The 14112-nt window shown below is 68.5% G+C and carries 18 protein-coding genes; 8 read left to right on the top strand and 10 right to left on the bottom strand.

The genetic code is table 11. The features are described from left to right. Positions 1 to 148 precede the first annotated feature (148 nt). From NF556_RS00945 to NF556_RS00930, 4 genes are all read left to right on the top strand, one after another. Positions 149 to 1192, top strand: coding sequence for a peptidoglycan DD-metalloendopeptidase family protein (locus NF556_RS00945; RefSeq protein WP_252593637.1), 1044 nt, complete (start codon positions 149 to 151; stop codon positions 1190 to 1192). Between the two features lie 103 nt (positions 1193 to 1295). Next, the gene (locus NF556_RS00940) at positions 1296 to 1874 is read left to right on the top strand and encodes a DUF4262 domain-containing protein (RefSeq protein WP_252593636.1); all 579 of its coding nucleotides are present in this window, start codon (positions 1296 to 1298) and stop codon (positions 1872 to 1874) included. A 40-nt stretch (positions 1875 to 1914) separates the two neighbouring features. Next, entirely contained in the window at positions 1915 to 2052 is a 138-nt protein-coding gene (locus NF556_RS00935) for a hypothetical protein (protein WP_252593635.1), read from the top strand. A gap of 66 nt (positions 2053 to 2118) precedes the next feature. Next, positions 2119 to 2484: a PRC-barrel domain-containing protein gene (locus tag NF556_RS00930; protein WP_252593634.1), complete on the top strand. Its 366-nt coding sequence runs from the start codon at positions 2119 to 2121 to the stop codon at positions 2482 to 2484. 52 nt (positions 2485 to 2536) lie between these two features. Here NF556_RS00930 and NF556_RS00925 read toward each other — a convergent pair whose 3' ends face one another. The 7 genes from NF556_RS00925 to NF556_RS00895 all read right to left on the bottom strand — a co-directional run bounded on the left by NF556_RS00925 (position 2537) and on the right by NF556_RS00895 (position 8728). Beyond that, entirely contained in the window at positions 2537 to 2719 is a 183-nt protein-coding gene (locus NF556_RS00925) for a hypothetical protein (RefSeq protein WP_252593633.1), read from the bottom strand. A gap of 151 nt (positions 2720 to 2870) precedes the next feature. After that, positions 2871 to 4055 carry a phosphotransferase gene (locus NF556_RS00920; RefSeq protein WP_252593632.1) on the bottom strand — a complete coding sequence of 395 codons (1185 nt, stop codon included), beginning with the start codon at positions 4053 to 4055 and terminating at the stop codon, positions 2871 to 2873. A gap of 116 nt (positions 4056 to 4171) precedes the next feature. Beyond that, a complete protein-coding gene (locus NF556_RS00915; protein WP_252593631.1) occupies positions 4172 to 4978 on the bottom strand; it encodes an amino acid ABC transporter ATP-binding protein in 807 nt (268 codons plus the stop codon). After that, complete coding sequence (locus tag NF556_RS00910) at positions 4975 to 5937, bottom strand: amino acid ABC transporter permease (protein ID WP_252593630.1); 963 nt, start codon at positions 5935 to 5937, stop codon at positions 4975 to 4977. The genes NF556_RS00915 and NF556_RS00910 overlap by 4 nt, the downstream gene beginning before the upstream one ends. A gap of 2 nt (positions 5938 to 5939) precedes the next feature. After that, the gene (locus NF556_RS00905; RefSeq protein ID WP_252593629.1) at positions 5940 to 6902 is read right to left on the bottom strand and encodes an ABC transporter substrate-binding protein; all 963 of its coding nucleotides are present in this window, start codon (positions 6900 to 6902) and stop codon (positions 5940 to 5942) included. 27 nt (positions 6903 to 6929) lie between these two features. Continuing rightward, positions 6930 to 7754, bottom strand: a complete 825-nt coding sequence (locus NF556_RS00900; protein ID WP_252593628.1) for a nitrilase-related carbon-nitrogen hydrolase — start codon at positions 7752 to 7754, stop codon at positions 6930 to 6932. After that, entirely contained in the window at positions 7751 to 8728 is a 978-nt protein-coding gene (locus NF556_RS00895; RefSeq protein ID WP_252593627.1) for an ABC transporter substrate-binding protein, read from the bottom strand. Before NF556_RS00895 ends, NF556_RS00900 begins: the two co-directional genes overlap by 4 nt. A gap of 73 nt (positions 8729 to 8801) precedes the next feature. Here NF556_RS00895 and NF556_RS00890 point away from each other — a divergent pair, with 73 nt between their 5' ends. The 3 genes from NF556_RS00890 (at position 8802) to NF556_RS00880 (ending at position 11337) form a co-directional block, all read left to right on the top strand. After that, complete coding sequence (locus tag NF556_RS00890; RefSeq protein ID WP_252593626.1) at positions 8802 to 10145, top strand: aminotransferase class I/II-fold pyridoxal phosphate-dependent enzyme; 1344 nt, start codon at positions 8802 to 8804, stop codon at positions 10143 to 10145. Between the two features lie 74 nt (positions 10146 to 10219). After that, positions 10220 to 10483 carry a DUF2087 domain-containing protein gene (locus NF556_RS00885; RefSeq protein WP_252593625.1) on the top strand — a complete coding sequence of 88 codons (264 nt, stop codon included), beginning with the start codon at positions 10220 to 10222 and terminating at the stop codon, positions 10481 to 10483. 35 nt (positions 10484 to 10518) lie between these two features. Continuing rightward, positions 10519 to 11337: an enoyl-CoA hydratase gene (locus NF556_RS00880; RefSeq protein WP_252593624.1), complete on the top strand. Its 819-nt coding sequence runs from the start codon at positions 10519 to 10521 to the stop codon at positions 11335 to 11337. On the opposite strand, the gene NF556_RS00875 is transcribed toward NF556_RS00880, so the two are convergent. After that, positions 11334 to 11870: a hypothetical protein gene (locus tag NF556_RS00875; protein ID WP_252593623.1), complete on the bottom strand. Its 537-nt coding sequence runs from the start codon at positions 11868 to 11870 to the stop codon at positions 11334 to 11336. The two genes, NF556_RS00880 and NF556_RS00875, sit on opposite strands and share 4 nt — an antisense overlap. Positions 11871 to 11979: 109 nt before the next feature. Between NF556_RS00875 and NF556_RS00870 the strand changes: the two genes are divergently transcribed. Continuing rightward, on the top strand, positions 11980 to 13116 hold the full coding sequence (locus NF556_RS00870) for a winged helix DNA-binding domain-containing protein (RefSeq protein WP_252593622.1): 1137 nt from the start codon (positions 11980 to 11982) through the stop codon (positions 13114 to 13116). A 15-nt stretch (positions 13117 to 13131) separates the two neighbouring features. On the opposite strand, the gene NF556_RS00865 is transcribed toward NF556_RS00870, so the two are convergent. Together NF556_RS00865 and NF556_RS00860 are read right to left on the bottom strand one after the other, a co-directional pair. Next, entirely contained in the window at positions 13132 to 13599 is a 468-nt protein-coding gene (locus NF556_RS00865) for a MarR family winged helix-turn-helix transcriptional regulator (RefSeq protein WP_252593621.1), read from the bottom strand. Positions 13600 to 13693: 94 nt separating this feature from the next. Continuing rightward, complete coding sequence (locus NF556_RS00860) at positions 13694 to 14107, bottom strand: YccF domain-containing protein (RefSeq protein ID WP_252593620.1); 414 nt, start codon at positions 14105 to 14107, stop codon at positions 13694 to 13696. Between the last annotated feature and the right edge of the window lie 5 nt (positions 14108 to 14112).

The following is a 14112-nucleotide window of genomic DNA, read 5'->3' as shown; positions in this document are numbered from 1 at the left end:
AACTGTAGATCGCCGCCGGCAATGACAACCACCGTGGGACGCGCGAACGTGTCGCTCAGCGGTCGTGGTCAAGGACTGCTGCTGTCCTGCACAGGGTTTCACCAGCACGGGCCCAGCAGTCTGTCTGCAGTCACTCAATTCTTTGCCCGTGCTCTGGCAGGTCGCTGTCGCGCGCTGGGAGGGTCGTCACGACGGCGCGGTCAGCGCCGCGGCCCACGGCGAAGGGACACCCGACATGCGCACCGACACCGACCACCCAGCTGACTCAGAACACGGCGGCCTCAGCCGTCGCACGGTCCTGCTCGGACTCTCCGGCGGCCTGGCACTCGCCGGCACAGGGCTCGGCCCCGCCCTCTCGGCGAGTGCGGCGACGCTGCTCAACGGTCGCTGGTGCAGCCCGGCGCGCGGACGGCTGTCCTCCGCCTATGGCTGGCGGACGCTCAACGGTGTCCGGGCGTGGCACGCGGGGTGGGATGTCGCCAACCCCGTCGGGACAGCGGTGTATGCCGCAGCTGCCGGGACCGTGGTCCGGCGCGGCTGGAATGTGGTCGGGGGTCGCACCGGCAACGGCATCGTGGTCTCCCACGGCAGCGGCGTCTACACCTATTACGGCCACCTCAACGCGTTCCGCGTGGGCAACGGCGCCTCTGTCTCGGCGGGCCAACGGATCGCGGACATGGGGGCAACGGGCAATGTCACCGGCCCCCACCTGCACTTCGAGGTGCAGATCGGTGGGATCGGCAAGGACGTGAACCCGCGCACGCACCTGACCAACCGGGGTGCGGTGCTCGGCGGCGGGTGGCCGACCCTGGACCCAGAGGCCCGCGGCCAGCGGGTCAAGGCCATGCAGTTCCTGCTGCGCCAGCGTGGACGGTCCATCACGGTGGACGGCTATCACGGCTCCCAGTCGACGGCGACGCTGAAGGCCTGGCAGCGGGCGGTCAAGCTGGTCGGGGACGGTCAGGCCGGTCCGAAGACCTGGCCGGTGCTGGACTATGTGCTGCGGCAGGGGCACGGCGGTGACCACGTCCGGGCCCTGCAGACCCTGCTCAACAAGCACAGCGCTGGTTTGCTCGTCGACGGCGACTTCGGCGGCGTCACGAACACGGCCGTCAAGAGCTTCCAGGGACTCAACAACCTGGTCAAGGACGGCGAGGCTGGTCCGATCACCTGGCAGGCGGCGCTGTCCTGACCCTGCCCGGGCGAGGGGTTGTGGAAAACTCCTGACGCCTGACGCCCGACCCTTCTAGCGTCCCTCCTGACGGGCACACCCGGTGCCCGTCAGGGAGGGCACGATGGACAACTCAGCAGGGCTGCAAGCTTTCGCGGACCGCGAGCGCGCCATGATCACCGACCACATCCGCACCCACGGCGTGCACGTCGTCTATGTCTTCGCCGGCGACGAGGGCGAGTGCTCCTGCTGCCAGGAGTTGGGCGATGCTGCGCGCGATGACGTCGACCAGGTCGCCGAGATGTTCGGCGGCCCTCAGGAGCTGCCGCCCCGGCTGAGCCAGCCGTTCGGTTACACCACAGGCCTCTATGGCATCGGCCACCCTGAGCTGGTGGTCATTGGCCTGCCGCAGGACGTCGCGATGACGCTGCTCAACGTGGTCGCCCACCAGGTCACGGGCCACCGGCAGGACCTGATGCCTGGACAACTGGTGCCGCAGATCGCTCCGCAGGTCCTCGTCGAGGAGATCCCCAACCCGGGGATGGTGGTCTTCCAGGCCAACAACTATTACAACCGCCCCGTGCTCGCGTCGGTGCCGGCCTATCAACTCACCTGGGCCGACCCGGAGGGCCGGTTTCCGTGGGACGAGGGTCATCACGCGGGTCCGTGGGGTCAGCCCCGACCAGGGGCCTATCGTGCGTGAGGGCCTTGCGACAGCCATGTCGCACTGGGACGATGGCGACATGGACCGAGACAGCACAGTTCTGACCGCGCACGCTCGCGACCTCGGCGAACCCACCGTTGATCTGACGAAGGCCAATCAGGTTGCTGCCGACCTGGAGGACGAGGAGTTGCTCCGCAAGATGGCGCAGGGCAAATAGCCCATTGCGCACCCGCGCGGACAGTGCTTATCTGAGAGGCACAGTTCCTTCGTGGGAGGAGCAGCCATGATCACCAAGGAACAGCTTCACGACCTCATCGCCAACCAGGCAGAGGTCGAGGACAACCACGGTCGGCGGGTCGGCGTCATCGGCCGGATGTTCTTCGACGAGAGCAGCGGCGACCTGGAGTGGGTCACCGTGCAGACCGGGCTCTATCCCGGCCACGAGACCTACATCCCACTGCGGGGAGCCACGGTGGACCAGGAGAGAACTCCGCCGCGGTTAAAGGTCGATTTCGGCAAGGGTCTCATCGAGGACGCCCCCATGATGGCCGAGGAGCGGATCTCTCACCTCGAGCACCATCTGTCGACCGCGCAACAGAGCCAGTTGCACGCCTACTACCGGTTTGACACCCACGGCTCGGACAAGTGAGCGCCCGCGCCCCCAGGTGATCGCGCGCGTCCGGGCCTCAACCGCGCGGCCCTCAGCCGCTGGGTGAGTCGGTGTCGTCGCGACCCAACACGCCGACGCTGACCCAGGCGATCGCCACCACGATGGCGCCGATCGCGGCATAGGTGGTGCGGTTGTCGTCACCGATGACAGCAAACAGACCGCCATAGATGATCGTCAGGACGAGCGCGATGTATGAGAGCTTCTTGCGTTCCATGCTGCTCATCCTGTCGGTAATGACCTGGTGACGCCCGTGACGCGCCGGTGAATTCTGGGCGGACAGGTGTCACTCACCTCTGCTCGGAGCGCCGAGGTCAACTGCCCCCCAGCAGTTGGTCAGGGATCGGTCCACTTCTGGTCATCGCTGGTCAGCGCGCCAGAGTCTGCGCCAGCAGGTCGACCTGACGGGTCACCTGCCGGGCGTAGAGCCCACTGCGTTGGTGGCCGGCCAACTCCGCCATGCGGGAGGGCGCGCGGCACAGGAAGCGTGCGTGCAACAGCGCGAGTTCCTCCGCGGGGCGATAGCCGCCGGTTGCGGTCTTGCGACCCCACTCGGCGAGCAGCAGGTCGAGCAACGGCTCCTTGTCTGCGGTGAACTGGTGCAGCTTGGCGGCGTCGTGCATGATCGGCCGCTCCGTCGCGTGCTCCCAGTCGATGATGGTCACACCCGCATCGGTCGCCATGACGTTCGAGGCGACCAGGTCACCGTGGGACCAGGACACCCGCAGACGGTGGTCGTCTGCGATCAGCTCGGCGACCCGGTCGGCGACATCACCTGGCACGAGCCCGGCCTCCCGGACGGCCTGCCACTGCGCCGCGAACCGGCCCCACAGGGCACTGAGCCTGGCCGTGTGTATGCCGTAGCCCCGGTGGACCTGGCCCATCCCCTCAAGGATCGCGGCCAGGTGAGCGGCCATCTGCTCTGAGGTGATGAGCGGGGTCCCGTCCACCCAGCGCTCGACCAGGTAGCGCTGTCCGCCGCCCGCGTCACCGTGCCCCAGCATCGGCGGGATCAGGCCGGGGGCATAGCGCGTGACAATCTCGTGGGAGCGCACGGCGGCGAGGACGCCCGAGGCGCCGTTCGGGCGGTCTGGCTGGACGGCCACAGAGCAGCGCGCAGCCCCGTAGGCGGCGCGGAACTTGACCTGTTCACTGAGGTCGAACTTGGCCAGGACCACGACGTCGGCGGCGATCGGGGCACTCAACCGGTGCACCGACTCCTCATGCTCGTCCCAGTCGCCGCGCAGTGGCGCCGGGAGCATCGTGTGCAGGTGGTCGGCGATCTCTGGTCGCCGGATGGCCCGGTCCAGGGCGAGGAACTCTGTCGGGCGGGCCGTGTTGGGCAGCGCTGGCTCCGCGGCCTCGAGCTGCTCCAGGGCAGAGAGTGCCGCCGAGACGCGGTCGCCCTGGCGCTGCAGCACCGGGTCCTGGCCAGACCGCTGCTTGGTGGCGGAACTGCCCCGGCGGATCCTGCGCACGAGCGGTGTCAGACCACGGCGCAACACGCCTCGGGCTCGTTGCCCGAGCGGGGGCGCGACACTCTGCGTCTGCATGCTCACCTCTGCCGGATCCAGTGACTCTAGCCAACCGGCACGGGATGAGAGCTTGATGAGAAGCGCCCGGGTGACTCGCGGAGGTCCGCGAGTCACCCGGGCAGGGTGTGTCGTGCTCAGAGGAAGCGGGCGAGGAAGGCCTTGGTGCGCTCGTGCTGCGGGTCGTCCAGCACCTTCGCGGGCGGGCCCTGCTCGACGATCACTCCCTTGTCCATGAAGACCACGCGGTCCGCGGCCTCGCGGGCAAAGCTGATCTCGTGGGTCACCACGGCCATGGTCAGGCCCTCGTTGGCCAGGTCCCTCATGGTCGCCAGCACCTCGCCCACCAGCTCGGGGTCGAGGGCCGAGGTCGGCTCGTCAAAGAGCATCAGCTGGGGCTGCATCGCCAGGGCCCGCGCGATCGCCACACGCTGTTGCTGGCCACCGGAGAGCTGGCGCGGATAAGACTTCTCCCGCCCCTCCAGCCCGACCCGGGTCAACAGCGACTGGGCCGTCGCGACGGCCTTGGCGCGGGACTGGCCGCGCACTCCCACCGGCCCCTCGATGATGTTCTGCAACACATTGAGGTGCGGGAACAGGTTGAAGTGCTGGAAGACCATCCCGATGTCGGCCCGGCGACGGGCCAACTCATCAGCCGCGAGCTCGTGCAGCCGGCCCTTGCGGACCTCATAGCCCACGTCACGCCCGCCCACCTGGATGCGCCCGGCGTCCAGGGTCTCCAGCAGGTTGATGCACCGCAGGAAGGTCGACTTGCCCGACCCCGAGGGACCGAGGATGACGACGGTCTCACCCTTGGCGATCTGCAGGTCGATGCCCTTGAGCACCTCGAGGCTGCCAAAGCTCTTGTGCACCCCGCGGGCGTCCAGGACCGGGCCGTCAAACTCGGGACCCGAGGACCGTTCGAGGGTCGATGCCGCGGTCATGCGGTCACCCCTTCCGTCACCGTGGGTGGTGTCTGCTTCCCCTTGGGGCGGATCCGCAGGAAGTCCCAGAAGCTGGTCTTGTGGTTGCGGTCGCCACGGCTGTAGTGGTTCTCGATCCGGGACTGGATCACGTAGAGGATCGACGTGATGATCAGATACCAGACGCATGCCACGATCAGCATCGGGATCGTCTCGAAGGTCCGGTTATAGGTCGCCTGCACGGTGTAGAGCAGGTCGGCAAGGGCGATGACACTGACCAGGGCCGTGGCCTTGACCATGCTGATGACCTGGTTCCCCGTTGGCGGCACGATGAAACGCATGGCCTGGGGCAGCACGATCCGACGCATGATCCGCCGGTCCGTCATGCCGATCGCTGCGCCGGCCTCACGCTGGCCGGGGTCGACCGACAGCAGGCCGCCGCGCACGATCTCGGCCATGTAGGCACCCTCGTTGAGACCCAGACCCAGGATCGCGGCCAGCATCGGCGTGATCAGGTCGTTGGTCGCAAAGACGACAAACTCTGGACCGAACGGGACACCGAGGGAGATCTCCGGCATCAGCGCCGACAGGTTGTAGAAGAAGATCAGCTGCACCAGGGTCGGCGTGCCTCGGAAGAACCAGATGTAGGCATTGGCGGTCGAGCTCAGCAGCGGGTTCGCCGAGAGCCGGCCGACGGCCAGCAGGACCCCGAGCACGATGCCGATGACCATGGCGATCACCGTGAGCAGGAGGGTGACGCCCAGGCCCTTCATCACGGACTCAGCCGTGAGCCACGCAAAGACGACGTCCCACTCGAAGTTCTCGTTGGTGACCAGCATGTTCACCAACATGGCGAGCAGCACCAGGACCACGCCGGCCCCGATCCACCGCCACGGGTGCGGGCGCCGGCTGGCGTCCTTGACGTCCAGCTCGGGTGGCTGCGCGGCCACCTCCTGCTGGTGATCGGTGATGGTGCTCATGGTCACTGCCCCAGGTTGACGCCGGGCTCGTCGAGGTTGTTGCCCTCAAGGCCCCACTTGCTCATGATCGCGTCGTAGGTGCCGTTCTCGTGGAACTCCTCGAAGGCCGCGAGCAGCACGTCTCCGGTCGGGGAGTCCTTGGGCACGACGGCGCCCTGGAAGAGGTCGTCGAACCCGTTGGCCTCGCCGGTGCCGGTGAGCTCCAGCTCACCGTCGGACTGTGCCACGAAATAGGTCAGCGGGGCCTGGGAGGAGAAGAAGGCGTCCGCACGGCCGGACTGCACGGCCAGGATCGAGGACGGCTGGTCCTTGTAGGACTGCACCTCCACCGGCTCCTCGCCGTTCTCCTCGCACGTGACGGACTGCTCCTTGATGGTGCGCTCGGCGGAGCCGGCGGCCTGCACGGCGATCCGGGTGCCGCAGGTCGTGGTGATGTCATCGATGCCGGCCGGGTTGCCGGTCGGCACGGCGAAGACGACGTATTCCTGCACGTAGTCGACGAAGGTGGCCTGCTCCTGCCGCTCGGGGAAGTCACCGATCGGGCCGATGTCGAGGTCATAGCGGCCACCGTCCATGCCCTGCAGCACGCTGGCCAGGCCATCGATGGTGGTGTGCTCGATCTTCACGTCGAGCATCTCCTCCAGCGCCGTGGCGAAGTCGGCGGTCGCACCGCTGACCTGGTTGTCACCCTCGACGATCGTGTAGGGAGGGAAGGAGCCGGTGTTGACCGAGACCATGGTGCCGCTCTCCTGGATGTCCTCGGGCAGCTGCGAGCGCAGCTCCTCGTTGAACTCCTGGGTCGGGATCTCGACCTCGGCCGCGGCAGAGGCGGTGCTGCTGTCGGTGTCAGCAGACTCGCCGCCCCCACCGCCGCCGGTGGACGACTCCGGGTCGGCGGTGCAGGCCGCCAGGGCCAGGGCGGGGATGGTCAGCAGACTCAGGGCTGCGGTGCGCGTGCGGGACATAGCAGTTTCCTTTCGGGGGGGGTCGCGTCAGGACGCGGAGGAAGGGGCCAGCGCGCGAGGGGTTGCCTCGACGGTGAAGCGGTAGTTCTGCAGCACGGGGAGGCGCCGACGCGCCTCCTCGAGCCGCTCGAGGGACAGGGTGGCGGTGATCGATCCCGGCGCCTCCCCGGCCTGGGCGAGGGGCACACCCAGGGGGTCGACGATCAGACTGTGGCCGATGTTGGCGTCACCGCACTCGCCACTGGCGACGAGGTATGCCGTGTTGTCCAGTGCTCGGGCCGTCACCAGGGTCTTCCAGTGGTGCTCCTTGAGAGGCCCCTTCACCCAGGCGGCGGGCAGCACCAGCAGGTCCGCGCCGTTGAGGGTGAGCAGGCGAGCCAACTCCGGGAAGCGGACGTCATAGCAGGTCATCAGGCCGACCTGGAAGCCGTTGATCTCTACCAGCGGCGGGATCACGTCGGCCGGTCGGACGTTGTCGGACTCGAGGGCGTTGAAGGCGTCGTAGAGGTGCAGCTTGCGGTAGACCTCGATGATGGCACCGTCACGCAGCACGACCAGGGTGTTGAACGGCCGGTCGGTGTCCGAGCGCTCGTGGACCCCGACCACCACGGTGACCGCCTTGCCGGCGGTGAGTGCCGTGACGCCGGTGACGAACGGGCCGTCGAGTGGCTGGGCCAGCTCGCGGATCCGCTCCTTCTGGTCGATGAACCGGGCCATAACACCCTCGGGGAGGACCAGGAGGTCCACGCCGTCGGCCTCCGCCTCCTCAATGATCGGCTCGATGGTGGCCAGGTTCTCCTGCCAGTCGATGCTGGCGGCGAACTGACTGGCACGCGTCTTCAGGGTGCTCACGCGGCATACTCCTTGCTTGTTGTCGGGGCCACGGGGTGGGGGAAGAGCTCGTTGTCCGGCACCGGTGCCGGGAGGAGGCCCTGGGCCTGCAAGGCAGCCTGGAAGTCGGTGACCATCGGCTGGTCACCCGGCCACCCATAGGGGAGCCAGTCCGCCCCGAAGACCGCAGCGGTCCGGGCCAGTTCCTGGTCGTGCCAGGGGAAGGCGTCCTGCAACTTGTTGCGGACCCGCGCGTTGGTGACCTTGGCTGCCTCGAAGGCGTCCGTCAGGGACTGGGCCAGCTCGGGCTGCTGGTCGAGCAGCGCGCTCTTCACCGTGATCAGGTGCATGCCCGGGATGTAGCGACGCTGCTGGAAGTAGTCTTCCTCGGCTCCCTGGGAGTCGCGCTGCAGGGTGCGCAGCGAGCCGTCGGTGTAGAAGCCCGGAGGCATGAAGGGCGTCATGATCGCGTCGAGTTGACCGCGCGCCAGGGCCGTGGCCAGGCCGTCCCCGACCTCCAGCGTGCGCACGTTGGGGCCGACCGGGAAACCTCCGGTCCGGTCAAACTGGGGGGCGTCCGGTGTGAGCGGGCCGAGGAACCACTCGATCGCGTCGAGGTCGACGCCCTCGTTGGTGAGCAGCTCACGGGTCCAGGTGTTGCCGCTGTCCGGCCAGCCGGTGAGCCCGACGCGACGGCCGGCCAGGTCGGCCGGGGTCTCCAGCGGGCTGTCGGCAGGCACCAGGATGCAGCGCTGCCGGAAGCCGCGCATGACGAAGATCGGCAGGCCGGTGATGCTGTGATCACCCTCGGCGCGGGCCCGGACGTAGACGCTCAGCGAGGTCTCTGCCACGTCGAGGTCGGGCTCGTCCCAGATCCTCGGGGTGGTCGCCAGCGGGGAGAAGTCGACGGCGCGTCCGCCGATGGTGACGCCGCTGCCCAGCGGAGTGAGGTGCGCCCACGGACGGGCACCGATGCGCAGATTGTTCAGGGCCATGCCTTGAAACATTATGTTCAGGCATGCATGATTACAATCCAAACGAATGTTACTGAACATAATGGAGGTTCAGATGCGGGATCTGCCCGACCGTGACCTCGGCGCGTGGCTGGCCGCTCAGATCGAGGAGGCCAGCGCAGCTGGCATCGCCGCGACGGTCTCCCGGTTGATCCGTGACGGCACCCTCGAGCCGGGCACGAAACTGCCGACGGTTCGCGATCTGGCGCCCCGACTGCACGTGGGCCCGGGGACCGTGTCGGCTGCCTGGCGTGCCCTGCGCGAGCAGCGGTTTGTCGAGGGCGGCGGCCGCGCGGGGATGCGCATCGCCGGCACCGTGGGCGGGCCAAGTCCGTTGCGCTACACCAACATCACACGCTATTGGAATCACGACACTCTCAACCTGTCTCGCGCGGTGCCCGACCCGGCCCTGCTGCCCGACCTGGCGAAGGCGCTGCAGCACTCCCTGACCGATCCCCTGCTGCACTCCTATGACGTCGAGCCGATCTCGGAGCCGCTGCGCGAGGCGGTCGAGGCGACCTGGCCGTTCCCGGCCGAGGCGTGGATGTGCAGCCGTGGCGGCTATGACGGGCTGCTCGGTTTGATCTCGACGTCGGTCGTGGCCGGTGAGACGGTCGCCGTCGAGGAGCCGGCCACGCCGCGACTGCTCGACATCCTGGACCACGTCGGCGCGCGCGTGCTCCCGGTCCCGGTGGATGATCAGGGGCCGATGCCCGAGCACCTGGCCGAGGCTCTCACCCACAAGCCGGTCGCCTTCATCTATGAACCGCGCAACTCCGCGTGGGCCGGTGCCACCATGACCCCCGCGCGGCAGACCGTGCTCGCCGGACTGCTGGAGAGCGCGGATCTCATCATCATCGAGGACGACGGCTGGGGCCCGCTGGCTCCGCAGCCCTATCACGGCGTCGGTGCCCTGCTGCCGCACAAGAGTGTGCTGGTCTGCAGCTATTCAAAGTCGCACTCACCCGACCTGCGGATCGGCGTGATCGGGGGGGCGGCCGACCCGGTCGAGCGGGCGCGGGTCTATCGCCACTTCGGCGATGGGTGGACCAGCCGCATCCTGCAGGGCGCGCTGGCGTGGATGCTCACCGACCCGGAGAGCCAGGCTGCGGTGTCGCGGGCGGCCGAGGTCTACACCGAGCGTCGCGAACGCTTCGCTGCCCTGCTGCGCGAGCGTGGCCTGGAGGTGCGCGGTGGTGACAATCTCGCGCTGTGGGTGCCCGTCCTCAGCGAGGTCCAGGCGATGCTCGTGATGGCCTCGCACGGCATCGCCACCATCGGTGTGAGCTCCAGTTATGCCCGGCGCGGCACGCAGGGCGTGCGGGTCGTCACGGCCAACGACATCCCGGAGCTGGACAAGGTCGCCGACGTGATCGCCCTGGCGGCACAGGCCATCTGAGCCCCGGGACTCTGACCCAGCCAACCGGCAGTATGCCGTGGCGCCGGTTGAGCGGCACAGGGCATGCTGGGTGCATGGATCAGTTGACACCACCGCCCGATCTGGCCCGCCTGTTCAACAAGCAGGGCGACCTGGTCTCGATGCCGGTCAAGGAGCCGCTGCGGGTCCAGCTGTTGACCTGGGTGGCCAGCACCCTCCCGGAGGGTGAGTTGTCCGAGGTCGAGATCAACGCCGCCCTGCGGCCTATTGATGACGACGTGGCGATGTTGCGTCGTTACCTGGTCGACTACCAACTGGTCGAGCGGCCTGAGCCCGGCGTCTACCGGGTGCGTGCGTAGGCTCACGGCACGGACCACCCGGAGAGGATCCACCCATGACAACTGCCGCCCCAAGCGCCCCCACGACTGACACCGACGCCGCCACCGTCCTCACCGAGATCGACGTCGAGGCGCGCATCGCCACCGTCACTCTCAACCGACCGGACAAGCGCAACGCGCTCTCACTGGCGCTGATGACCGAGCTGATCGGGGTGCTGCGCGAGATCGGCACCCGCCGCGACATCTCGGTGGTGATCCTGGCCGGTGCCGGTCCCGCCTTCAGTGCCGGTCACGATCTCGGCGAGATGACCGGGCGCTCGGTCGAGGACTATCGCGAGATCTTCGATCGCTGCTGTGAGCTGATGGAGACGATCCAGGCCATCCCGCAGCCGGTGATCGCCCAGGTGCAGGGCATCGCCACTGCCGCCGGGTGCCAGCTCGCGGCCACGTGCGACCTGGTCGTTGCAGAGGAGGGTGCCCGCTTCGGCACGCCCGGGGTCAAGATCGGCCTGTTCTGCTCCACGCCGATGGTGGCGATCACCCGGGTCATCGGGCAGAAGCGCGCCATGCAGATGCTGCTCACGGGTGTGCCCGTCGACGCCCCGACCGCCGCGGACTGGGGCCTGGTCAACGAGGTCGTCCCGGCCGCTGAGTTGGAGTCACGCACGCGCGAGCTGGCCGCTCAGATCGCGTCCGCGAGCTCGGTCGTCACCGGCATCGGCAAGGAGGCGTTCTATGCCCAGATCTCCCGGGACCAGCACTCGGCGTATGAGTACACCAAGACCGTCATGACGATGAACGCCCTGGCAGCCGACGCCCAGGAGGGCATCGGCGCCTTCCTGGAGAAGCGCCAGCCCAGCTGGTCAGACCGCTAACCGTTCTCCAGCTTGTCGGCCATCGCGTCCAGTCCCTGTCGGGCCAGCGCCTCGGCACGCTGCACCCGCTCCTGCATCAGGCGCGCTGCCTCCAGGGCCTCGGTGGCCCGAGCCTCGGCCTCGCGTGACGCCTGGACGCCCTGCGTCCGGTCCCGGAGCTGAGCGGCCTGGTCGTCGTGAAAGCCCTGCACCTCGCCCGCAGCCAGGTCGACGGCCCGGTCGAGCAGGAAGCGATAGGCGGCCCGGACCTTCTTGGGGTTGGTCTTGCGATAGAGGCCCTCGACCTCCTCGTCCATGGCGCCGCGCATGAAGACCAGCGAGTCGGACTGATAGGCACGGCTGGCCTCCTCATCGAGGGCCAGGCGCAGTTGCTCCTGCGCCTCCTCGAGGGCTCGCTCAGCCTCCCGGACCGTCGTCGCGGCAGCCTCGAGATGGTCGGTGAAGCGGGTCTCCAGGGCATAGAGCAACTGCTCCCGCTCCCCCGGGTCGAGACCCTCGGTGGCCTCGCTGTTGCTCCCGCCGTGTTGCGTCATCACTGCACCCTCACCTCAGTCGTTCCTGACCCACCACTCTCTCATCTGCACGCAGTCACGACAGCACGCTCCCAGTGCACTGTCGGTGCCCTGCGCTTGGATTGTTCTCATGCGCACCGTGACCTGGCCGGAGGCCAACGCCCGGCGTCTGGCCCGGCAGTTCGCGGGGGCAGCAACGCCGGACGCCGCGGTCCACACGATGCTGGCAGCCCAGGCTCAGGTTGCCTCTGCCGCCGAGCTCTCGATTGCCCTGCGGCTGCGGGAGGGGACCTGCGTCGACGTCCGGGCAGGGCTCGCCGACCAGTCGCTCGTGCGCGCCTCGGGGCTGCGCGGGACCATCCACACCGTCGCCGCGGCGGACCTGGGCCTGTGGACCGGGACCTTCGCGACGATGCCTGCGGGGAGGATGTCGGCCGGTCCCGACCTCCAGCCGAGCCCGGCCGAGGTCGACCGGCTCTGGGCAGCGATCGGCGACACCACCGCCAGCGCTGCCGCGCCGCTGACGCTCGAGGAGCTGCACAACGGAGTTGTTGACCGGGTCGGGTCGTGGGCGGGTGACCTGGTGATGCCGGCCTTCCAGACGATGTGGCCGCGCTGGCGCCTGGTCCAGGCAGAGGCGGCCCGGCGCGGACTGCTCAGCTTCGGACCCAACCGTGGCCGGGCGGTGACCTACACCGCTCCCCCCACCACAGCGCCGATCGAGCCCCGTGCGGCCGCCGAGCAGCTGCTCCTGCGCTACCTCTCGGCATACGGCCCCAGCACGCCTGCCGCCTATGCCAAGTGGCACGCCGCACCGATCGGCTGGGCGACGCGGACCTTTGAGGCACTGACCGGGCAGGGGCGAGTCGTCGAGGTGGACCTGGAGGGCACGCGCGCGTGGGTGGTCCACGACGACCTGGACTTCGCCGCAGACCCGCCGACCGGCATCCGGCTGCTCCCCTATTTTGATGCGCTGGGGATCGCGGCTTTCCCGCGCGAGCGGTTCTTTCCCGGTCGTGCGGCGGAGCGCGCCCTGGCGGGCGGCCAGGCCGGCAACTATCCGATCGTGCTGGTGGACGGCGAGGTCGCGGGGGTGTGGCACCAGCGCAAGGCGGGACGGCGCGTCACCATCACCGTCGAGCCGCTGTTTCGGGTGACCCGCAAAAGGCAGGCCGAGATCGAGGAGGCCGTGGAGCGGATCGGGCACCTGCAGGACCTGCGCCCTGAGCTCGTCGTGGGGGAGGTGACCACTGGGGCCCACGCCTGAGCCCTCGGGGGTGACTCAGTCCGAGGCTGCCGTGCGCGTCACGGGTGCGGCGTCCAGGGCGTCAATGATGTGGGTGCCCAGCGCTCTGAGCTGGTGCATCTGGTCCTCATCGAGGATCCGCGTCATCGTGGCGGCCACTGCTGTGCCGTGCCGCAGGCCGACCCGGCGCTGGACCGCTCGACCATCCTCGGTCAGCAGCAGGCAGGTCGCCCGACGGTCGCCCGGGACCGGCTGCCGCTCGATGAGACCGCGCTGCTCGAGGCGGGCGACCAGCTTGGACAGACCGCCCTGCGTCATCAGGATGCCCCGGTTCAGCTCGGCCATCGACAGCCCGTCGGGTGCCTTCGACAGGGTGTAGAGCACGTCATACTCCACGCGCGCCACCTCGACCCAGACATCCTCACTGGCAAACTCCTCGTTCAGGGCGACCTGCGCTCGAAAGAGTGCCTCCCACGACTCATTGGCCAGCTGTGTCCGGTTCATACTGTGCACAACGATTTGCCCCATCGAAACATTCCTAGTCATGCAGGATGGTGGGGGCCGAACTGGCGCAAGGTGGGGCCGAACTGGCGCAGCGTCAGCGGGTGACGGGCACCGCGAACCGGTCGAAGCGAGCTTGCGAGACGGGCACGACCTGCTGACCGAGCGGGAGCAGTGCGAGCGGCACCATCTTCCAGCAGGCGATGCCAAACGGGATCCCGATGATGGTCAGGCAGAGCAGGGCTCCCGCGATCAGGTGACCGATCGCCAGCTCCCAGCCGAGCAGCAGGATCCACAGGATGTTGCCCACGACCGACCAGAACCCGGCGTCCTGGCGCCAGACCGTCGTGCGACCGAACGGCCACAGCACGAAGCTGGCCAGGCGGAAGGAGGCGAGCCCGAAGGGGATCGTGATGATCAGGATGCAGGCGATGACGCCGGCGACGACGTAGAGCAGCGCGAGCCACCAACCGGCCAGGATGAACCACAAGATGTTGCCGATGGTGCGCATGCGAC

The organism is Ornithinimicrobium faecis, from assembly GCF_023923225.1.
GTDB lineage: Bacteria > Actinomycetota > Actinomycetes > Actinomycetales > Dermatophilaceae > Ornithinicoccus > Ornithinicoccus faecis.
Note: the sequence above shows the minus strand (reverse complement) of the source record. Positions and strands in the feature narration are given on the sequence as shown.